Genomic DNA, 20,769 nt, shown 5'->3' with positions numbered 1-20,769 from the left:
CGACCGAGCGCCATACCAAACGGTTTGGTATGGCGCGGGTTGTCTGGGATCCGGGGTGGAGTGGTTGCGATGAAGCTTCGTGCTGAGGACCTGGGGTCCCTTGCTCGCGGTGCCGCCGTGCTGGGCACCGGGGGCGGAGGGGATCCACACATTGGGAAGTTGCTTGCCCAGCAGGCCGTTCGTGAGCATGGTCCGGTGGAGATCGTTGCCGTCGGCGACCTTCCGGACGATGCCTGTGTGTTGCCGGTGGCAATGATGGGCGCGCCGACGGTGATGGTGGAGAAGCTGCCGTCCGCGGACCAGATCTCGGTCGCGGTGCAGACCCTCGCGAAGTACGTCGGGAAGACACCGACCCACCTGGCCTGTATCGAGGCCGGCGGGGTCAACTCGACCGTACCGGTGATCGCCGCCGCGCAGCTCGGGCTGCCGCTGGTGGACGGCGACGGGATGGGCCGTGCGTTCCCCGAACTGCAGATGGTGCTGCCGACGCTCGCCGGGATCGAGGCGACCCCGATGTCGATCGTCGACGAGAAGGGCAACCGCGGCATCTTCGACACCACCACGAACGAATGGGCCGAGCGGCTGGCTCGCTCCGCGACCATCGACATGGGCTGCTCGGCGATCGTCTCGCTGTACGCGATGACCGGCGCCGAGATCCGCGGCGCGTTCGTCGCCGGGACGCTCAGCAAATGCGTCACGATCGGCCGGGCGATCGAGCAGGCCCAACGCGAGCACGCCGATCCGGTCGCGGCCGTGGTCGACGAGCTCGGCGGCCGGCTCCTGCACGTCGGCAAGGTCGTCGACGTCCAACGCCGTACGACGACCGGCTTCGCCCGCGGTGATGCCACCGTCGACGGGCTGGACGCGTCGCACGGGCGTGTGATGGTGCTGCGTTTCCAGAACGAGCACCTGGTCGCGGAGCTGGAGGGTACTGCGGTCGCCACCACGCCGGACCTGATCATCGTGCTGGACACCGAGACCGGCGAGCCGATCACCACCGAAGCGCTGCGCTACGGCCACCGGGTCAGCGTGCTCGCCGCACCGGCCGACGAGCGCTGGCACTCGCCGGAAGGTATCGAGCTGGTCGGCCCGCGGTACTTCGGCTATGACCTCGACCCGATCCGGGCTTTGGAGACCGCATGACCGAGCGAAGCGAGGGCATCAACCAACACAGCGCGATTCGTGCCTCTTGTCCGCCCGGAGCGAAGCGAGGACGGACATGAGCTGGACGTTGGACATCGAGCATCTCCGGGACCTCGCGCGGGGCGCCGCGATCCTCGGGACCGGTGGCGGCGGCGATCCGCTGATCGGGCGGCTGCTGGTCGAGCAGGCGATCCGCGAACACGGGCCGGTGACGGTCCTGGACCCGGACGAGCTGGACGACGACGCGTTCGTCATCCCGACCGCGCAAATGGGCGCGCCGACCGTGATCGTGGAGAAGATCCCGCGCGGCAGCGAACCGGTCGGCGCCCTGCGCGCGCTCGAGAAGCACCTCGGCCGGACCGCCGACGCGACGATGCCGATCGAGTGCGGCGGCATCAACTCGATGATCCCGCTGCTCGTTGCCGCCCGCACCGGTCTGCCGGTGGTCGATGCCGACGGCATGGGTCGGGCGTTCCCCGAACTGCAGATGGAGACGTTCTCGGTGTACGGCGTACCGGGGTCGCCGATGGCGATCGCGGGCGAGCACGACGAGACCGTAGTGATCGACACCGGCACCGACAACAAGCAGATGGAGTGGCTCGCGCGCGGGATCACGATCCGGCTCGGCGGCGTCGCGCACATCGCGGAGTACTCGATGACGGGCGCCGACATGAAGCGCACCGCCGTACCGCGGACGCTGTCGCTCGGGTTGTCGATCGGTCGTGCGGTCCGGGAGGCCCGCGAGGCGCACCGGGATCCGATCGAGGCTCTGCGGGCTGCCTTGGCGCCAACGCTCTACAACCACCTGCGGGTGCTGTTCCGCGGGAAGGTGGTCGACGTGGAACGCCGTACCCTCGAGGGCTTCGCCCGCGGGCGGGCGCGGTTCACCGGGTACGACGGGACGTCGGAGCTCGAGTTGCGTTTCCAGAACGAGAACCTGGTCGCAGAGGTCGACGGCGAAGTGGTGTGCACGGTGCCGGACCTGATCTGCGTACTCGAGGCGGACACCGCGGAGCCGATCACTACGGAAGGCCTGCGGTACGGCCAGCGGGTCACCGTGGTCGGCATCTCGACACCTGACCTCATGCGGACACCGGAGGCACTCGCGGTCTTCGGACCGGCCTGCTTCGGACTCGACGTGGAGTTCAACCCGGTCGAACGCCGCGGCGACCTGGTCACCACCCTCTAGCTCTCGGCCCGTCGTGCTGACCCCTCCGCGGCGGGCCGAGATTCCACCCGGACGTCCACCACTCACCAACCTCGCGGCTCCCGCGGCCCGCACGCTCAGGCAGCGGCCGCGGCGATCAGTTTGGCGCGTTTGATGAGTGCCGCGCGTCCCGCAGTGCGAGGATCGCCCCATGACGACTGTCGTCAGGCCGCAAGATCTGGAGGCGCTGGTTGTCGGCGTCACCCTCCTGGGATCGGGTGGTGGCGGCGACACGGGGTCGTTCGGGCGCATGCTGCGCCGGCGGCTGGGTGACGGCGAGCTCGTACTGCGGGACGCCGCCGACGTGCCGGATGCGCTGGTGAGCCCCATCGGCGTGGTCGGGGCGACCAGCGTGCTGATGGAGAAGCTGCCGAGCGGTGGTGAGTTCGACACCGCGGTGCGGGCGGTCAGCCGGTGGGCCGGTGCGGACGTCACTGGGCTGATGCCGCTGGAGGCCGGTGGGCTCAACGGGCTGACTCCGTTGATCGCTGCGCTGGATCTGGGTCTTCCGGTGGTCGACGCCGACCTGATGGGTCGAGCGTTGCCGCGGCTTGACCAGTTCTCGTGGGCGGTGGCAGGCCGTTCGCTGACGCCCTGTGCGCTCAGTGAGCCGAGTGGTCAGGTGATTGTCGTCGACAACGTCGACGCGGCCGGTCTGGAGCGTGCAGTGCGCAGCTTCGTCGCTCACACGGGTGGCTGGGCGGTGCTGGCGTTGGCACCTACTCCGGTGGAGGCAGCGGCGGCGGACGCCGTACAGGGGAGTTTGAGGCGGGCTCTGGCGCTCGGTCGAGCTCATGCAGCTTTACAGCCGTGGGCTACGCCGGCTGATGTCGCTGAAGGTCTGGGCGGTCGGCTGCTGGCGAGCGGTCGAGTGGAGCAGGTCGCTCGTCACCTGATCGCTGACGGTGGTGCTGCGTTCGGTCGCGGCAGCGTCTGCGTGGTCGACTCCGGCAGCCGTGCGGTGATCCGGATAGAGACGGAGAACGAGTACCTCCTCGCGCTGGTCGACGGCACGCCTGCGGTCACCACACCGGACCTGCTGTGCCTGCTGGACCGCCGTACGCTGCAGCCCATCGCTGTTGATGCCATCCGCACCGGAGACGAGGTGCTGGTACTCGCGCTGCCCGGACCCATGTGGTGGCGTCGCCCAGACCGCCTCACGCACGTCGGCCCTGAAGCCTTCGGCCTCACCTGCGCGCCACAGCTGTTGGAGGCGTCATGAGACCGGGGTTGTCTCCCTCGCTGGCGGCCATGCTCACCTCACCCGGCTGGCGAGATGTGGTGGTGCTGGGTGGCGGTGCGGATCCTGGTCCGCGGCTGACGGGGTCCGTGGTGGCGCTGGAGGTGTCTGTGCATCCGGAGCCGTTGGACGGTCACGTGCTCGTAGTACTGCTGGCAAGTGATCACACCGACTGGCGGATCGATGCTCTGATCAGCCGGGCATCGGCGGCCGGGGCAGGGGCGGTTCTGCTGGCCGGTGTCGAGCCGTTGGGACGCGGGGCTCAGTTGCTGGCTGAGCGGTTGCAGTTGCCGGTGCTGGGATGCCCGGACCCGCTGGCAGCGCATGAGCACCTGCGACGGGTCACGGCCGAGCCGGAGGTAGTGCGGTCTGACCTGGTGCTCCGGGCCGTCTCAGCGCTGCGCCGGGCGAACGGTGATCTGGCGTCGGTACTGCGGACTACTGCCCGCGTACTGGAGCGGCCGGTCACGCTGGCGGGTGCTGACGGCGGCACGCTGGACGGTGATCCGCTGGAGCCGTCGGAGCGGACCGCGTTGGTGGCTGCGTTGCCGCGGGTGCCGATTGGCTGGGCTGCGCCGTACCGGGTGGATCTGGCCAGTGGTGCGGTGCTGATAGCTGTTGCAGTGCTGGGTGTTGGGCCGGTGTGCTGGTTGGTGGCGCGTTTGCCTGCGGTGGTGCCGGCCGAGGTTGCCGCCGTACCTGAGGTGTTGAGTGTGGTCGCGCCGGCGGTGGGGGAGCGGTTGGCGTTGCGGCGGTTGGAGTTGGAGCGGGATGCGCGGCAACGTACGTCGCTGCTCGGTGAACTGCTGCATGGTGAGCCGTCGGAGGCTACGCGTCGACGTGCGGTGGATCTGGGCTGGCAGCTCGACGGGTGGCACACGGGCATCCGGATCGGCGCGGACGGACAGGTGGATGTCGCGGGTCGGCGTACCGATGTGGTGGAGGCGTTCGACGCTGAGGGTCTGCAGGCGGTTGTCGTGGAGCAGGGTGATGGGTGGTCGGCGTGGATCACCGCGATGAGTGAGCCGACCGCGACCGAGGTACAGGAGCAAGCGGCAACGATCCGGCGGGTTCAGCGCCGTTTGGTGCAGACCGTTGATGCGTACGTCGGCGTCGGCCGCGTGCAGGCTGGTCCGAGCGGAATCGCCACCACGCTGGCCGAAGCCGGTGACGCCGCCGGGCTCGCGCGCGGCCGGGCTGAGACAGGGCGCTTCCTACACGTTGACCGCCTGGGCCTCGCTCAACTGCTGCTGGCCTGGACCCGCACCGACACCTTCCAGCCCGCCGCCCAAGCCCTGCTCGCCCCGATCAAAGACCAGCCCGGCGACCTCGTCGCCACGCTCGCGGTCTACTTGGACACGGAGTCGTCCGTCGCCGAAACCGCCGCAGTACTAGGCATCCACCGCAACACCGCAGCCGCCCGCATCACCAAGATCCAGCACCTACTCGGCGTAGACCTAACCAACCCAGACGAACGCCTCGCCCTCCATCTGGCCTCCCGCACCACCCCAGGCTGACGGGCCTGCCTGGTGGGTACGCCAACCAGACCGGGGGTTGGCCAACCGGAATCCGGTGCGCCAACCCACAGTCTGGTTGGCATACCCACTAGAGAGGTGTGGAACAGCTCGGTCCCTGCGCCCGCGTCGGGCCACGGGTGCTCCTGGCGTGCTAGGCGGGAGTAGGCGCGTCGTCGCGGAGGAGGCCTGCTGACCTCAGGTCCGACCACAGGGCCGCTGGGACTTCAGCTCGGGCCAGGGCTGCGTTGGTGTGGACTTCCTCCGGGGTGCGGCAGCCGACTGCGATACCGGCTACTGCGGGGTGTGCCAGGGGGAAGGCGAGTGCCGCGGCCGGGAGCGTCGTGCCGTGGGACTCGCAGATGTCGGCGAGTTTGTTGGCCTTGTCGAGCAGGGTCTGCGCGGCAGGCTCGTAGTTGAAGGTGGCGCCGGCAACCGGGCGCGGCTGCGACATCAGCCCCGAGTTAAAGATGCCGACGGCAACTACCTGGACGTCGTGCTCCAGGCATGCGGGGAGTACGTCGTCGAGGCCGTCCGGGTCGATCAGCGTGTACCGGCCGGCCAGCATGATCACGTCGATGTCGATCTCCTGGACGAACCGGGTCAGCATCGCCGTTTGGTTCATCCCGGACCCGATCGCCCCGATGACGCCCTGCTCGCGGAGCTCGATCAGCGTCGGGAACGCGGTCGCGATCGCCTCGTCGTAGTGATCGTCCGGGTCGTGTACGTACACCACGTCGAGCCGGTCGGTCCCGATCCGTTGCAGCGAGTCCTCGATGCTGCGCAGTACGCCGTCCCGGCTGAAGTCCCACCGCCGGCGCCGGGTGGTGTCGACCGCGAAACCTTCGTCGTCGGTCGCCGCGTCTTCGGCGTGGTAGATGATCCGCCCGACCTTGCTCGACAGCACGTACGCGTCGCGCGGCTTGTCCCGCAGCCCGGCCCCGAGCCGCTCCTCGGCCAGTCCGAGACCGTAGTGCGGCGCGGTGTCGAAGTACCGCCAGCCCTCGTCCCAGGCCGCGTTCACGGTGGCGATGGATTCGACGTCGCTGACCTCGCCGAGCAGGTTGCCCAGCGGCGCACCGCCGAGCCCGACGCGCTGGTCGTCCGGGAAGAGCTTCATCAGCGCGCCGCCGGAAGCCGCAGGTTCTGCATGCCGCCGTCGACGGCCAGCGCCGTACCCGTGGTCGAACCCGACAACGGGCTGGCCAGGTAGGCGATCGCGTTCGCGACCTCGTCCGCCGAGACCAGCCGGCCCATCGGCTGCCGAGCCTCGAGCGAGGCCCGCTCGGCCTCGGGGTCGGCTGCCACGTCGAGCAATCGGCCGACCCAGGGCGTGTCCGCCGTACCCGGGTTCACGCAGTTCACCCGGATGCCTTCGCGGACGTGATCCGCGGCCATCGCCATCGTCAGCGCGAGCACGGCGCCCTTGCTCGCGGAGTACAGCGCGCGGTTCGGCAGGCCGGCGGTCGCAGCGATCGAGCAGGTGTTGACGATCGCGGCCGCCTGCGACTTGCGCAGGTGCGGCAGCGCGGCCCGGGTCACGCGGGCGATGCCGACCACGTTCACGTCGAACACCCGGTGCCACTCGTCGTCGTCGTTCGCGGCGACCGTGCCCTGTGCGCCGATACCGGCGTTGTTCACCACGATGTCGATCCCGCCGAGCTGCAGCGCCGCGGCGGCGACCGCGTCCCGGATCGAGCCGTCGTCGGTGACATCCGCGGCGATCCCGGTCAGCGGCGCGTCGACCTCGGGCTTCAGATCGAACACGACCACCTGGGCACCGCGGGCCGCGAGCAGCTTCGCCGCCGCCAGTCCGATCCCTGATGCACCGCCGGTCACCACGGCCCGAAGGCCGGCGAAGTCCGTCACTTCTTCTCCTCTGTCAGGTCGGTCCAGATCTTGCCACCCGGGAACCGGAAGTCGGTCAGCGTCTCAGCATCCATCTCGGCGCCGAACCCGGGCCGCACCGGTGCCACGTAGTGCCCGTCCCGGATCACGACCGGGTCCAGGAAGTGCTCGTGCAGGTGGTCGACGTACTCGATCACCCGGTCCTGCATCGATCCGCTCACCGCGACGTAATCGAACATCGACAGGTGCTGGACCAGCTCACACAGTCCTACCCCGCCCGCGTGCGGGCACACAGGGATGCCGAACTTGGCCGCCAGCAGCAGGTTCGCGATGTTCTCGTTCACGCCGGCGACCCGGGCCGAGTCGAGCTGCAGCACCGACAGCGACCCGGCCTGCAGCATCTGCTTGAAGATCACCCGGTTCTGCACGTGCTCACCGGTCGCGACCTTGATCGGCGCGATCGCCCGCGCGATCGTCGCATGCCCGAGGATGTCGTCCGGGCTGGTCGGCTCCTCGACCCAATAGACGTCGTACGGCGCCAGCGCCTCGACCCAGCTGATCGCCTCGGCGACGTCCCAGCGCTGGTTGGCGTCGACCGCGATCCGGATGTCCGGCCCGACCGCCTCGCGGGCCAGCTGCATCCGGCGGATGTCGTCGTCGAGGTTGGCGCCGACCTTGAGCTTGATCTGGGTAAAGCCATCGGCGATCGCCTCGTGACAGAGCCGGACCAGCTTCGCATCGTCGTACCCGAGCCAGCCGGGTGTCGTCGTGTACGCCGGGTAGCCGCGCTCCCGCAGTACCGCCTCGCGCTCCGCCCGCCCGGGCTTCGCCTGCCGGAGGATCTCCAGCGCGTCCTCCGGCGTCAGCGCGTCGGTCAGATAGCGGAAGTCGATCAGGTCGACGATCTGCTCCGGGGTCAGGTCGGACAGCAGCTTCCACAGCGGCACGCCGGCGCGTTTGGCGGCCAGGTCCCAGACCGCGTTGACGACCGCGCCGATCGCCATGTGCATGACGCCCTTCTCGGGGCCGAGCCAGCGCAGCTGCGAGTCGTGCACGAGCGACTTCCAGAACCCGCCGAGATCACTCAGCGTCGCGTCCAGGTCGAGCCCGACGACATGGTCGCGGAGCGCCTCGATCGCCGCGGTCTCGACGTCGTTGCCCCGGCCGATCGTGAACGCGAAGCCGTGTCCCTCCAGCCCGTCACCGGCGTCGGTCCGCAGGATCACGTACGCCGCGGAGTAGTCCGGATCGGTGTTCATCGCGTCGGAGCCGTCCAGGTCCAGCGACGTGGGGAAGCGGACGTCGTACGTCTCGAACTCGGTGAATCGTGGCATCGAGAACCCGATCTGCAGCGGTGGGCGGGACTGTCGAGGTGAATCCTATAGGATATGTGGCGATCGTGGCACCTGATTAGGCGTGTGGACAAGGGCCCCCGTTACAGTCGGTGGCGTGACGGACGAGCGCGACGGGGTACTCCGGCTGGGCAACCGGTCGTTCGCGGCGGGTGAGTTCGCCCTGATGGCGATCATCAACCGGACGCCGGACTCGTTCTTCGACCGCGGCGCGACGTTCGCGACGGACGCGGCGTACGAGGCCATCGACAAGGCGGTCGCGGACGGTGCCGACCTGGTCGATATCGGTGGCGTGAAGGCCGGGTACGGCGAACCCGTCAGCGAGGACGAGGAGCTTCGCCGGACGGTGGACTTCGTGGCCGGTATCCGGGCACGCCACCCGTCGCTGGTGATCAGCGTGGATACCTATCGCAGCGCGGTCGCGCGTCGGGTCGCCGAGGCCGGCGCGGATCTCCTCAACGACACCTGGGCGGGCGCCGACCCGGACCTCGTGTACGCCGCCGCCGAGGCCGGGACCGGGCTGGTCTGCAGCCATGTCGGCGGTCTCTCTCCGCGCACGGACCCGCACCGGATGGCGTTCGACGACGTGGTCGCCGACGTGATCCGTACGACCACTGCGCTGGCCGATCGGGCCGTCGAAGCCGGCGTACGACCGGACGGGATCCTGATCGACCCGACGCACGACTTCGGCAAGAACACGCTGCAGTCGCTCGAGCTGACCCGCCGCCTCGACGAGCTCGCCGCGACAGGCTGGCCGGTCCTGGTCGCGGTGTCGAACAAGGACTTCATCGGCGAGACGCTGGAGTTGCCCCCGGGGCAGCGTGGCAACGGGACGCTGGCGGCACTGAGCGTCTCCGCGTGGCTCGGTGCGCGGGTCTTCCGGGTGCACGACGTACCGGCGGCTCGCCAGGCGCTCGATTTCATCGCCGTACTGCGGGGGAGTGCGCAGCCCGCCGGAACCCGAAGGAGCCTGGCTTGATGCGTGGACTCGAGGAACTGTCCGACGAGGAACTGATCGGCGTCTACGAGGTCGAGGACCGGTCGGCGCCGCACCTGCGGGCGAACTTCGTCTCCAGCCTGGACGGCGCGGTCGAGATCGACGGGAAGTCGAAGGCGCTGTCGAGCGACTCGGACAGCCGGGTGTTCAGCATGGTGCGGCGGCTGGCGGATGTGGTGCTGGTCGGCGCCGGGACGATCCGCGACGAGGGGTACAACCCGCTGCGGTTGTCGAAGGCGGCGCGGGAGTGGCGTACGGCGGCGGGGCTCGCGGAGAACCCGACGTTGGCGATCGTGTCGTCGCGGCTCGAGTTGAGCCCGGTGAACCCCGTGTTCCAGTCCGCCGTACGGCCGATCGTCGTCACGCACGAGGCGTCGCCGGCGGACCGGCGGGAGGCGCTGGGGGAGGTCGCGGACCTGATCGTCCTGGGGTCTGGTGAGGTCGATCTGCAGGCGGTTGTCGACGAGTTCGCGGCGCGGGAGATGCCGCAGATCCTTTGCGAGGGCGGGCCGCACCTACTTGGTGCGCTCACCGAGGCCGACCTGGTAGACGAGCTCTGTTTGGCCCTGGCCCCGCTCCTGGCCGGCCCGGGCTCCGGTCGCATCACGGCAGGTCTTCCGACGACCCTCACCCGCCAGATGAAACTCCGGACAACCCTGCAAGCCGAGGACGACTACCTCTTCTTCCGCTACACCCGAGAGGCCTGACCCCGTGCCCGTCGTCGCCGCCGCGGTCTGCCCCCACCCACCCCTCCTCATCCCCGAACTAGCCTCCGGCGCCGCCCCCGACCTAGCCGCCCTGCGCGCCACCTGCCTAGCAGCCGTGGACACCCTCGCCACCGCCTCCACGATCGTCGTCATCGGCTCAACACCCACCGCCAGCACCTCCACCTCTCCCTTCACCTTCCCCGCCGCCGCAGGCGGCTCGTTTGCGGCGTATGGCGCACCGCAGGTGCGCATTGGCTCCGGCGATCCCGTTCTCCCGCTCTCCTTGGCAATGGGCGGTTGGCTGCTCGAGCAATCGAAGGCGGCCGGGTTGCCCCGCACGTACGTCGCCGTACCGGCAACCGAAACACCGGCCGACTGCGTCCGCCTCGGTCGAGAAATTGCTGCAGGCAACGACCGCATCGGCCTGCTGGTGATGGGCGACGGCTCCGCACGCCGCAGCGAGCACTCTCCGGTACATCTCCACCCCCGCGCGGAGATCTTCGACACGACAGTCGCATCCGCCTTGCAGCACAGCGATCTCGACGTACTCAAAGCCCTCGACCCAGACCTCGCCACCGAACTGCAAGCCGCCGGCCGAGCCCCCTGGCAAGCACTCGCCGGCGCTCTCGAAGGTGCGACACTCACGCCCGACCTCACCTACAACGCCGCCCCGTACGGCGTCGGCTACCTCGTCGCATCATTCACCTAGATACTGACCGGGTGACTGAGGAACGTACGGGGTATCGGCGATCGGTGAAGTCGCCGCGCGGTGAAGCGCGGCGCCGCGAACTGCTGGACAAGGTCGCGGACGAACTCGGGACGAACGGCCTGGTCGACTTCTCGCTCCGGCGCGCGGCGCGGGCGGCGGGTACGACGCACAAGGTGCTCCTGTATCACTTCGACGGCACCGAAGACCTGCTCACCCAAGCGGTCTTACAGCTCCGCGAACGACGCATCACCCGCGCACTCGCCGCCGCAACGGAAGCCCCCGCCGACCGCTCGCTCGCGGACCGCGTGCGCTCCATGTGGCCGACGCTCATCGGCGAGGAATCGTGGGTCCTCGACCAGGCGATCGGCCTCGCGATGTACGACGCCCCGCGGTACGCCGATCTCGCGCGCACCGCCTCGCGCCAGTACCTGCCGACGCTCCGGTCGCTGTGCCCGCAGTCCTGGTCCGAGCAGCGCCGCCAGGAGGTTGCCGAGTTGATCCTCGCCACCCTCCGCGGCTTCCTGATCGAGTGGCGGACGAGCGGCGACGCGGCGGGGATCGACGCCGGACTGGCGGCCCTGACCCGCGCTTTGGAGCGTGAAGAACAGACCCCCTGAGTCTCCTGGACAGTTTGCGAACCACGTGGTTCACTTTTCTCATGCGCGAGAAAGTGAGCTTCATCAGCGGTGGGGTCGCGTGCGCGGCCTGGCACTACCCGGGAACCAACGGTGGGTGCGTGGTGATGACCGGCGGCTTCGCAGTGACGAAGGAGCCGGGGACGGACCGCTTCGCGGAGCGGTTCAACGCAGCTGGGTTCAGCGTGCTGGCGTTCGACCACCGGAACTTCGGCGAGAGTGCCGGCGAACCGCGCCAGGTCGCCCGGATCCCCGACCAACTCGACGACTGGCGGGCCGCGATCGCCTACGCCGCCGCGCTTCCCGGCGTCGAGCGGGTAGCCATCTGGGCGTTCTCACTCCCCGGCGGCTACATCCTTCAGCTCGCCTCGGAAGACCTCGGCATCTCCGCCGCCATCGCCCAGTCACCGAACGTTGACGGCCCCACCGTCACCCGGAACGCTTCCCGCTACCAAACCACCGGCGCCGCCCTCCGCCTCGTGGGCCGAGCCATCCTCGACAACCTAGGCGGCCTGTTCGGCCGCAAACCCCGACTGGTAGCGCTGGCCGGCCCACCCGGCACAGTCGCCCTCCTCAACACCCCCGACGCCCAGCAGACCGACGAGGCCCTGGACCCCGACAACCGCTACCGCGACTGGGAACAGACTCTCGCCGCCCGCTCCGTGTTCCCAGCCACCCTCTACCGCCCCACCAAGTACGCCCCGAACGTCCGCTGCCCGCTCCTGTACGTCGTCTGCGAAGACGACCAGTCCGCCCTGGCAGCCCCCGCCATAGCCGCAGCCAAGCGCACCCCGAACGCAGACCTTCTCCAGGTCCCCGGCGGCCACTACGCCCCGTTCCTCGACGCCCACGAGCAAGCAGTGGAAGCCGAGCTCGCCTTCCTCACCCGCCACCTTTGCGGAACAAAACAGTCGCCCGGCGCCGAAAAGTCACCGCAAACCGCTGGTTAGTCCTCGACCGGAACGTCCGCCCAGCGGCTCGAGGTGCGAGCTATGTCATCGCGACCGGCTGCCCGCAGTTGGTCGATCAGCTCGGCGCGGGCAGCTCGTACGACGGCGACTGCCGCGTCGGACGACTCGTGTGGACCGGACCAGTTGCACACGGCGTCCCCGGCGTACCAGTCACCCGACGCAGCACGGCGTACGTGAGCAGTCGCGAGCCGTGCAGCCGGAAGATCCACCCCGGCAAGCTCAACAACCGCATCAACCGCCACCACCTCGGCGTCAACGTCGAGCACCGGCCGCAACTCCACCGCGTCAGTCAGCACGAACTGGTAGCCAGCCGGCGCCCGCTCACCCAGCCACGCGAGCGCTTCTTCGGCGGTATCGCGGAGCAACTGAGCGTTAGACGGGTCGGCCAGCGCGTGTACTCCGACCAGCCGCGTGTGTGTCGGACGGAGTTCGTTCTGCCAAAGCCGAACCTGCAACTCATCCCGCCCCGACAACCGCCGCCCAAGAATCCGAGCCAGCCCCACCACATCGAAGTTCAACTCATCCGGCGTCCGCTTGACCCCAGGCTCAAACGGCTCCCCAGGTCGAGTCCCACGCGTCGTCCACGGACCCACGTGCCACCGCGTCAGAACAGTCACCCCCGAACCCTAGATGCCGTCACTCTCCGCAGTGGACGCGCGCTCACTTTTGGTCCATCGTTGAGCATCACACCGTGGCCGGGGGGGCCATCGGACATGTCACGTGGGGGGAACCACTGTGCACCAGAGCAAGACCGGCACGCCTGCCGACGGCCCGGAGGAGCAGGACCAGAAGAAGCAGTACGCCTGGCATCGGCATCCGGCGCTGATTGCCGCCATCCCGGCCGTCTTCACGCTGATCGGCGGCATCCTGGCCATCGTCCTCGGCCAGAAGGATGTCCTGCCGTCCGCCATCAATCCCGCGCCGCCGCCCACCACGGTCCTGTCGACCCAGATGGTGACGACGACAGCGCTGAGCACCGTCACCGAGACCGTGACGACAACCCCGAGCGTCGATCCGGCGGCTGCGACCGCCACGCCGCCGGCCAACACCGGCTCGGTTCCGGTCGGCGCCGGCGCGGCGGGTCCGCTGACGGTCACCGTCGAGCTCGGAACGGGCGGCAAGATCGGTCCGTCCGAGTGGCGCGAAGGGTCGGCTCCGGGTGCTACCGCCGACGTGTTCGACGCGACGGGGCGCCAACTGAACCACGGCTGCTACCCGACGTGGAGCCTCAAGCGGGGGCAGAGCGTGATCCAGACCTTCCGCGGTACGGCGTGCGAGGGGAACGGGTTCACGATGTTCAACTTCGTCAAGTCCCTCGACCCGGGGACGTACCACCTGACCGCCTCGGTAGTCACGGACGGCGGCGCGAAGGGCACCGGCACCGCGAACTTCACCGTGAGCTGATCAGGCGTCGAACCGGGTTTTCGCTGATTTCGCTCAGGGCGGAATTGGGTGTCCTGATGTGGCCGGAAAGTGTCGGTGGGGGCGGGAAGCATGCTGGGCATGAATCGACAGGTAGTGCAGATGTCACCGACGGGTAATTCCTGGTCGGTTGTCCAGTTTTGGGTCCGGAGCTAGGTTCGCTGACGTGACCTCGTCCGGTGGTTCTCCGGCGACGACTCCGATCGGCTCCCGGGCCGAAGCGGAGGGGTACGTCGCGATGGTCTGTTTCAAGCACGGTCCACCTCGGCTGTACGGCGTCGAGCTCGAGTGGACAGTGCATCACGCGGATGATCCGCACCGGCCCCTCGACGCCGGCCGGTTGAGCAAAGCCCTGGGGCTGCATGCCCCCGCGACCCTGGTGAGAGGCAGTCCGCAACTGCCGCTGAGCCGGGGCGCTCTGGTCACCGTCGAGCCCGGTGGCCAGGTCGAAATCTCAGTGCCCGCGGCGGAATCGATTCCCCGGTTGATCGACGACACCGCCGCCGACGCCGCCGAGCTCACGGCGCTCCTCCTCGACGCGGACCTGATTCCCGGCGCCTACGGCCTGGACCCGTTCCGCACACCTCGCCGCATCCTCACCGTCCCGCGCTACGCGGCGATGGAACACGCATTCCAGCGGCTCGGACCGCACGGCCCGCGGATGATGTGCAGTACGGCGGGCCTGCAGATCTGCCTCGACGCCGGCGAACAGGACGAGACCGCACTGCGCTGGCGCGCGCTGCACGATCTGGGTCCCGCGCTAGTCGGCCTCTTCGCCAACTCCCGCCGTCGCGCCGGTTCGGACACCGGGTGGGCCTCTGCCCGGACCGAGGCGACCTTCGGGACCTGTGCCCCGTTCACCGAGCCACCGCCGCTGGACGGCGACCCGGCTGCGGCGTGGGCGCGGATGGCGATGGAGGCGCCGGTGCTGTGCCTACGGCGCGGCGACACCTGGGATGCACCGACCGGTCTGACCTTCGGCGCCTGGGCCGACGGACTGGCGGACGTGCCCGGCGACGGACCGACGTACGACGACCTGGACTATCACCTGTCCACGCTGTTCCCGCCCGTGCGACCGCGTGGGTACCTCGAGGTGCGCTACCTCGACGCGCAGCCGGGGGACGGGTGGATCGCCCCGACTCTGCTGCTCACCGCACTCATGTCCGCACCGATGGACCAGGTGCTGGCCGCGGCCGAGCCCGCGGCAGGCCGCTGGTTCCCGGCGGCCCGTGAAGGGCTGGAGGACAAGTTGGTCCTGCAGGCCGCGCGAGACGTGGTCGACCTGGGCACCGAGGTGCTGGACCGGACCGGTGCGGATCCCGAACTCATCGCTGCCGTCGCAACCCGGCTGCAGCGCATCGTCGACGACACCCACGGAAGGCGAGCTTCGTGAATCACCAACTATCAGATCTGTCACCGGAAGGCCTGCGGACCTTCGTCGGCGAGCAGTTGGAGCGGTCCCGGTCGCGGACCGTGCAGCTGACCGACGCGGTCGACACCGACGACCTGGTCCGCCAGCATTCCAAGCTGATGTCACCGCTGGTCTGGGACTACGCGCACATCGGCAACCAGGAGGAGCTCTGGCTGGTCCGCGATGTCGGCGGCCGCGAGCCGCTGCGCCAGGACATCGACGAGCTGTACGACGCGTTCGAGCACCCGCGCGCGGAGCGGCCCTCGCTGCCGCTGCTCGGCCCGTCCGAGACCCGTGCGTATGTGACCGAAGTACGCGACAAAGTCATGGACGTGCTGGACCACGTGAAGTTCGACGCCGGTCGTGAGCTGGTCGACAACGCGTTCGCGTTCGGCATGATCACGCAGCACGAGCAGCAGCACGACGAGACCATGCTGGCGACGCATCAGCTCCGGGCCGGTGCACCTGTGCTCGACGCACCGCCGCCGCCTCCGGGACGTGAGCTGCCCCGCAAGGAGGTGTTCGTCCCGGGCGGTGTGTTCGAGATGGGTACGTCGATCGAGCCGTGGGCGCTGGACAACGAGCGACCGGCCCATGCGGTGCATGTCGCGCCGTACGTGATCGACACGGTCCCGGTGACGAACGGGGACTACCTGAACTTCGTGCTCGCCGGTGGGTATCAGGATCCGCAATGGTGGTCCGATGCCGGCTGGGCGCATGTGCAGAAGGCTTCGCTGGTCGCGCCGCGGTTCTGGTCTCACGACAGCGGGGAGTGGTCGCGCCTCAGGTTCGGGCACCAGGAGCGGCTGCCGCTGGACGAGCCGGTCATGCACGTCAGCTTCTACGAGGCCGCGGCCTACGCGAAGTGGGCCGGCAAGAGGCTGCCGACCGAGGAGGAGTGGGAGTTCGCGGCGCGGTTCGACCCGGCCAGCGGCCGGACGCGGCGGTTCCCGTGGGGCGACGAGTCACCGGGCCCGCAGCATGCCAACCTCGGCCAACGCCACCTCAGGCCGGCCCCGGTCGGGGCGTATCCGGCGGGCGCTTCGCCGCTGGGTGTCGAGCAGCTGATCGGGGACATCTGGGAGTGGACGTCGAGCGACTTCCACGGCTACCCCGGCTTCCGCGCCTGGCCGTACGACGAGTATTCGCTGGTCTTCTTCGGTCCCGACTACAAGGTGCTTCGCGGCGGCTCGTTCGGCACCGACGAGGTCGTTGCCCGCAGCACCTTCCGGAACTGGGACTACCCGATCCGGCGGCAGATCTTCGCCGGCTTCCGCTGCGCCCGCGACCCGCGCCCTGATGAATTGCACACCGAGGAGCTGCACGACTGATGTGCCGCCATCTCGCCTACCTCGGCCCGCCGGTCACCCTGGCGTCGCTCGTCCTCGAGCCCGACCATTCGATCTACGAACAAAGCTGGGCCCCCGCCGACATGCGCGGCGGCGGCTCGGTCAACGCCGACGGCTTCGGCCTGGGCTGGTACCCCGAAGGTGATGTCGCTGTGTCCGGCGGCCCGGTCCGCTATCGGCGGAACGTGCCGATCTGGACCGACGAGAACCTCCCCGGTCTGGCCGGCTCGATCCGCTCCGGCGCCGTCATCGCCGCCATCCGGAACGGCACCGTCAACATGCCGTACGGGCAGGCGGCGGTCGCGCCGTTCATGCTCGGCGACTGGCTGTTCAGCCACAACGGACGGATTCCCGGCTGGCCGGACTCGACCCTGAAGCTGGCCGAGCGACTCCCCGTCGCCGACCTGCTCCAGCTCGACGCCTCGGTCGACTCGGCGTTGCTCTGGGCCCTCATCACCAACCGCCTCACCGAAGGCGTCCCGCCGGCCGACGCCGTGGCAACCGTCGTACAAGAAGTCGAAGCGGCCGCACCCGGCGCCCGGCTGAATGTTCTGCTCACCGACGGCGAGCAGCTCATCGCAACGACGTGGACCCACTCCCTGCACGTCCACCAGACGGCCGATTCGGTGACCGTCAGCTCCGAACCGTTCGGTCCCCACCAGTGGACCGAAGTGCCTGATCGCTCATTGCTTGTGGCTACCGCCACGACCTTGCACATCACCCCGATGGAAGGACAAGAGTGACCCTCATCGACGTACATCTGACGCCGGACTACGTGGCCCGTGCGCTGCGGGAGGACGTTCGGGCCGGGTTGTCGGCGACGCCGAAGTGGTTGCCGCCGAAGTGGTTCTACGACGCGCGGGGGAGTGAGCTGTTCGAGGAGATCACCCGCCTGCCGGAGTACTACCCGACCCGGGCCGAGCGGGAGATCCTGCGCGCCCGGGCCGCAGAGATCGCGGCGATCACCAAGGCGCACACGCTGGTCGAGCTCGGATCCGGATCGTCGGAGAAGACCCGGCTGCTGCTCGACGGGCTGCGCGACCGCGGCACGCTGACGAGCTTCGTGCCGCTCGACGTGTCCGAGTCCGCGCTCCGAGAGGCCTCCGACGCCATCAACGTCGACTACCCGACGCTCGACGTACGCGGTGTTGTCGGCGACTTCACCGCGCACCTGGACAAGTTGCCCGGCGAGCCGCCGCGGATCGTCGCCTTCCTCGGCGGCACGATCGGCAACCTGATCCCGGCCGAGCGCGAGGCGTTCTACACCTCGATCCGCGACGTCCTCGAGGCCGGCGAATGGCTGCTCCTCGGCACCGATCTGGTCAAGGATCCGGCCACCCTGGTCGCGGCGTACGACGACTCGGCCGGCGTCACCGCGGAGTTCAACAAGAACGTACTGCGGGTCATCAACCGGCAGCTCGGCGCGGACTTCGACGTCGACGCGTTCGAGCATGTGGCGATCTGGGACGCCGACAACGAGTGGATCGAGATGCACCTGCGCGCCACCCGGGCGATGCAGGTGCTGATCCCGGAGATCCATCTGGAAGTGACCTTCGACGAGGGCGAGGAGCTCAGCACGGAGATCTCCGCCAAGTTCCACCGCTCCGGCGTCGAGGCAGAACTCGACAAAGCGGGCTTCACGCCGGCCGCATGGTGGACCGACAACGAAGCCCGCTTCGCTCTCTCGCTCTGGCAAGCAGTGTGACGAAATGGAAGGCTATTCAGAAGCGCTGAAATGAGAAGGAACAAGAAAAAGACAAGGAAAGAAAGGAAAAGCAAAAGATAGAGTGGGAGTTGGGTGCCTGGCTGAGTCTGGCGGTCCGTGACGCTCTCGAAGGCCTTCAGGACCACTGGCTCGGCTCAACCCGGCTTTCGGGTCCGGCGCGCTTTGCGGAAGGACCGCATCACCGACCCACCGATGTGATCCTTCACATGCGGTGGGTCGATGCGCAGAAACTTCCGGTCGGCCGCCGAAGCCGGCCACTATCCTGAATCTCTTCCTTCTTTGGTCTTTTCTTCAATCTTGTCTTTGAAAGACCTGCCTTGCCTTCCTTGATCCTCTAGCCGCCCTGCTTGATCAATCCGTTGATCTTGTCGATGTAGGCAGGTAGGTCGGTGATCGGCTTCTTACCGCTCAGGATGGGCTGGTAGTTGGCCGTGGTCAGGTCACCGACCTGCTGTGCCCACTGGGTGGTGAAGCGGACGCCGACCGTCTTCTCGGCGCCGAGGTCGGCCTTGACCGTGTCGGCGACGGTGGGCTGCTGGGCCTTGGTGAGCGCGTCGAAGTAGCTCGTCTGGGCCGGCTTGTACGCCGGCGGCGCCACCGGGGAGGCCGGCAGTACGGCATCCCACACCTTGGTGTTGATGTACTCGAGCACCTTGTACGTCGCGTCCTGGTCCTTCGTGTACTGCGGCGTGCAGATGCCGACCGAGTCGTACAGCGTGGTCGCCGTCTGCACCTGCGGGAACGGCGCGAACCCGTACTTGACCTTCGGCTTGTCGGTCTGGAACCCGGCCGCCAGCCACTGCCCGCCGAACGTCATCGGCACCTTGCCGGCCGAGAACAGCGACTGCACGTTCGACGCGTCGTACCCGGGCGGCGCGACCGATCCGTTCTTGATCGCGGCGGTCAGCTTCTCGACGCCTTCCGTGTACTTGTCGTCGGCCTCGGCCTTGGTCGGGTGGTTCACGTTGTCGGTGAACGGCGCGCCGCCGGCGGACACGGAGTACATGCTCATCGTGAAGGGACCGTCGGCGGAGGTCAGCTGGTCGGCGACCAGGCCGTACTTCGCGCCGTTCTTGTTCGCCAGTTTGGCGGCGTCGGCGTACATCTCGTCCCACGTCCAGCCAGCCTTCGGCAGCGCCAGACCGGCCGCGGTGAACGCGTCGGCGTTGTACCAGACGCCGTACGTGTTCATCAGCGACGGCAAGCCGCCCATCTGACCGTCCGCCGTCTTCCAGTTGTCCATCGCGGACGACACGAAGTTGTCCGCCTTGAAGTCACCGTCGCCGTTCTTGACCTTGTCGGCCCAGTCGACCAGCAGGCCCTGCGACGTGTACTGCTGCTCGGTGTCGTTACCGCACCAGAACAGGTCCGGCAGTTTCTTCGCCTGGGTCAGCGAGGCGAGCTTGTCGCCGAAGTTGCCGGCCGGGGTGTCGAGCAGCTGGACGGTGATGTTGTCGTCCTTGAAGTCCGCGAGCGACTTCTTGATCGCGGCGTTGGTCTCGGCCGACTCCCACGTCATCACGGTGACGGTGACCGGGCCGTTGCTCGAGCCGCCGCCGGAGTCCGACCCGCTGCAGGCCGTTGCCGCCAGCAACCCGGCACAGGCGAGCGCGGTGACGCCCAATGTCGTCTTCACAAGGTTCTCCTTCTTATTTCTGGTTCGTGCTGCCGAGAGCGCCGAGGCCCTGGATGAAGTAGCGCTGCGCGGCGAAGAAGATGATCAGCGGCGGCAGCATGTACAGCAGGTTGGTGGCCATGTAGTAGCTCCAGTCCGGCGTCTTCCCGGCGAACGGGGAGATGAACGACGCCATCCCCACCGACAACGGCCACTTGCCGGACGAGTACAGGTAGACCAGCGGGTTCAGGAAGTCGTTCCAGGACGCCTGGAACGCGAGGATGGCCATCGTCAGCCAGGCCGGCCGGGTCAACGGCAGCATCACGCTGACGAAGATCCGCAGGTGTCCGGCGCCGTCGATCTTGGCCGCTTCATCGATGGAATAGGGGATCGCGAGGAAGTACTGCCGGGCCAGGAAGATGAACAGCGGATTCCCGCCCAGGAACGCCGGCACGATCAGCGGCAGCCAGGTGTCGTACCAGCCGATGCTCTTGTACAGCTGGAACAACGGGATCAGCCCGACCACACCCGGCAGCAACATGCTGCCGACGAACAGGTAGAACCACAACTTGCGGCCGGGGAACCGCAACCGGGCCAGCGCGTAGCCGGCCATCATCGCGGTCATCACGCCGCCGAGCACGCTGAGCGAGGTGATGATCATCGAGTTCAGGAACAGCCGCGGGAAGTGGATCACCTGCGGTCCGTTGATGAAGTTGCTCCAGTGGAACTCGTGCGGCAGCAGCTTCGGCGGGATGTCGAACACGGCGGTCCGGCTCTTCAGGCCGATCGTGATCATCCACAGCAGCGGGACCACCATCACGGCGCAGATGAAGAGCGCGACGACGTACCACGACGTCGTACCGAGCACGCGGGGCTTCTTCTTCGCCGGGGGCGCGGTCTCGGTCGCCTCCGTCACGGAGGCT

At 68.5% G+C, this 20,769-nt stretch carries 20 protein-coding genes; 14 read left to right on the top strand and 6 right to left on the bottom strand.

Annotated features, from left to right (window positions below):
* Nucleotides 1-69: 69 nt before the first annotated feature.
* From ACQPYH_RS33660 to ACQPYH_RS33645, 4 genes are all read left to right on the top strand, one after another.
* On the top strand, nt 70-1,143 hold the full coding sequence (locus ACQPYH_RS33660; protein ID WP_432879717.1) for a DUF917 domain-containing protein: 1,074 nt from the start codon (nt 70-72) through the stop codon (nt 1,141-1,143).
* A 76-nt stretch (nt 1,144-1,219) separates the two neighbouring features.
* Nucleotides 1,220-2,332 carry a DUF917 domain-containing protein gene (locus ACQPYH_RS33655; protein WP_432879714.1) on the top strand — a complete coding sequence of 371 codons (1,113 nt, stop codon included), beginning with the start codon at nt 1,220-1,222 and terminating at the stop codon, nt 2,330-2,332.
* A gap of 169 nt (nt 2,333-2,501) precedes the next feature.
* Nucleotides 2,502-3,572 (top strand): DUF917 domain-containing protein, encoded by a 1,071-nt coding sequence (locus ACQPYH_RS33650; protein WP_432879711.1) that lies wholly within the window; start codon nt 2,502-2,504, stop codon nt 3,570-3,572.
* On the top strand, nt 3,569-5,107 hold the full coding sequence (locus ACQPYH_RS33645) for a PucR family transcriptional regulator (RefSeq protein ID WP_432879709.1): 1,539 nt from the start codon (nt 3,569-3,571) through the stop codon (nt 5,105-5,107). Before ACQPYH_RS33650 ends, ACQPYH_RS33645 begins: the two co-directional genes overlap by 4 nt.
* 151 nt (nt 5,108-5,258) lie before the next feature.
* On the opposite strand, the gene ACQPYH_RS33640 is transcribed toward ACQPYH_RS33645, so the two are convergent.
* From ACQPYH_RS33640 to ACQPYH_RS33630, 3 genes are read right to left on the bottom strand one after another with little or no spacing between them, the layout of a single operon-like run.
* Entirely contained in the window at nt 5,259-6,224 is a 966-nt protein-coding gene (locus tag ACQPYH_RS33640) for an aldo/keto reductase (RefSeq protein WP_432879706.1), read from the bottom strand.
* Nucleotides 6,224-6,973, bottom strand: a complete 750-nt coding sequence (locus ACQPYH_RS33635) for an SDR family NAD(P)-dependent oxidoreductase (protein ID WP_432879704.1) — start codon at nt 6,971-6,973, stop codon at nt 6,224-6,226. Before ACQPYH_RS33635 ends, ACQPYH_RS33640 begins: the two co-directional genes overlap by 1 nt.
* Nucleotides 6,970-8,286, bottom strand: coding sequence for an L-fuconate dehydratase (locus ACQPYH_RS33630; RefSeq protein ID WP_432879701.1), 1,317 nt, complete (start codon nt 8,284-8,286; stop codon nt 6,970-6,972). The genes ACQPYH_RS33635 and ACQPYH_RS33630 overlap by 4 nt, the downstream gene beginning before the upstream one ends.
* Before the next feature lie 184 nt (nt 8,287-8,470).
* Here ACQPYH_RS33630 and folP point away from each other — a divergent pair, with 184 nt between their 5' ends.
* From folP to ACQPYH_RS33605, 5 genes are read left to right on the top strand one after another with little or no spacing between them, the layout of a single operon-like run.
* Complete coding sequence (folP, locus tag ACQPYH_RS33625) at nt 8,471-9,283, top strand: dihydropteroate synthase (RefSeq protein WP_432894550.1); 813 nt, start codon at nt 8,471-8,473, stop codon at nt 9,281-9,283.
* Nucleotides 9,283-10,008, top strand: coding sequence for a pyrimidine reductase family protein (locus ACQPYH_RS33620; protein ID WP_432879699.1), 726 nt, complete (start codon nt 9,283-9,285; stop codon nt 10,006-10,008). Before folP ends, ACQPYH_RS33620 begins: the two co-directional genes overlap by 1 nt.
* A 4-nt stretch (nt 10,009-10,012) precedes the next feature.
* Complete coding sequence (locus ACQPYH_RS33615) at nt 10,013-10,717, top strand: class III extradiol dioxygenase subunit B-like domain-containing protein (RefSeq protein WP_432879696.1); 705 nt, start codon at nt 10,013-10,015, stop codon at nt 10,715-10,717.
* 11 nt (nt 10,718-10,728) lie between these two features.
* Nucleotides 10,729-11,334: a TetR/AcrR family transcriptional regulator gene (locus ACQPYH_RS33610; protein ID WP_432879693.1), complete on the top strand. Its 606-nt coding sequence runs from the start codon at nt 10,729-10,731 to the stop codon at nt 11,332-11,334.
* A gap of 41 nt (nt 11,335-11,375) precedes the next feature.
* Nucleotides 11,376-12,302, top strand: a complete 927-nt coding sequence (locus ACQPYH_RS33605; protein ID WP_432879690.1) for an alpha/beta hydrolase — start codon at nt 11,376-11,378, stop codon at nt 12,300-12,302.
* On the opposite strand, the gene ACQPYH_RS33600 is transcribed toward ACQPYH_RS33605, so the two are convergent.
* Nucleotides 12,299-12,940: a hypothetical protein gene (locus tag ACQPYH_RS33600; RefSeq protein ID WP_432879687.1), complete on the bottom strand. Its 642-nt coding sequence runs from the start codon at nt 12,938-12,940 to the stop codon at nt 12,299-12,301. The two genes, ACQPYH_RS33605 and ACQPYH_RS33600, sit on opposite strands and share 4 nt — an antisense overlap.
* A gap of 118 nt (nt 12,941-13,058) precedes the next feature.
* On the opposite strand from ACQPYH_RS33600, the gene ACQPYH_RS33595 reads away from it, so the two are divergent.
* The 5 genes from ACQPYH_RS33595 to egtD all read left to right on the top strand — a co-directional run bounded on the left by ACQPYH_RS33595 (nt 13,059) and on the right by egtD (nt 18,210).
* Nucleotides 13,059-13,727, top strand: a complete 669-nt coding sequence (locus tag ACQPYH_RS33595) for a hypothetical protein (protein WP_432879686.1) — start codon at nt 13,059-13,061, stop codon at nt 13,725-13,727.
* Nucleotides 13,728-13,911: 184 nt separating this feature from the next.
* Nucleotides 13,912-15,138 (top strand): glutamate-cysteine ligase family protein, encoded by a 1,227-nt coding sequence (locus ACQPYH_RS33590; protein WP_432879683.1) that lies wholly within the window; start codon nt 13,912-13,914, stop codon nt 15,136-15,138.
* On the top strand, nt 15,135-16,487 hold the full coding sequence (egtB, locus tag ACQPYH_RS33585; RefSeq protein WP_432879680.1) for an ergothioneine biosynthesis protein EgtB: 1,353 nt from the start codon (nt 15,135-15,137) through the stop codon (nt 16,485-16,487). Before ACQPYH_RS33590 ends, egtB begins: the two co-directional genes overlap by 4 nt.
* On the top strand, nt 16,487-17,248 hold the full coding sequence (gene egtC, locus ACQPYH_RS33580; protein WP_432879677.1) for an ergothioneine biosynthesis protein EgtC: 762 nt from the start codon (nt 16,487-16,489) through the stop codon (nt 17,246-17,248). The genes egtB and egtC overlap by 1 nt, the downstream gene beginning before the upstream one ends.
* On the top strand, nt 17,245-18,210 hold the full coding sequence (gene egtD / locus ACQPYH_RS33575) for an L-histidine N(alpha)-methyltransferase (RefSeq protein ID WP_432879674.1): 966 nt from the start codon (nt 17,245-17,247) through the stop codon (nt 18,208-18,210). The genes egtC and egtD overlap by 4 nt, the downstream gene beginning before the upstream one ends.
* A gap of 355 nt (nt 18,211-18,565) precedes the next feature.
* On the opposite strand, the gene ACQPYH_RS33570 is transcribed toward egtD, so the two are convergent.
* Both ACQPYH_RS33570 and ACQPYH_RS33565 read right to left on the bottom strand, forming a co-directional pair.
* Nucleotides 18,566-19,867, bottom strand: a complete 1,302-nt coding sequence (locus tag ACQPYH_RS33570) for an extracellular solute-binding protein (protein WP_432879672.1) — start codon at nt 19,865-19,867, stop codon at nt 18,566-18,568.
* Between the two features lie 13 nt (nt 19,868-19,880).
* Nucleotides 19,881-20,762 carry a carbohydrate ABC transporter permease gene (locus ACQPYH_RS33565; RefSeq protein WP_432879670.1) on the bottom strand — a complete coding sequence of 294 codons (882 nt, stop codon included), beginning with the start codon at nt 20,760-20,762 and terminating at the stop codon, nt 19,881-19,883.
* Nucleotides 20,763-20,769 lie beyond the last annotated feature (7 nt).

Source organism: Kribbella sp. CA-245084, from assembly GCF_050942355.1.
In the GTDB taxonomy this organism is placed as follows: Bacteria; Actinomycetota; Actinomycetes; order Propionibacteriales; family Kribbellaceae; genus Kribbella.
This window is presented reverse-complemented; position numbering and strand designations above follow the sequence as displayed.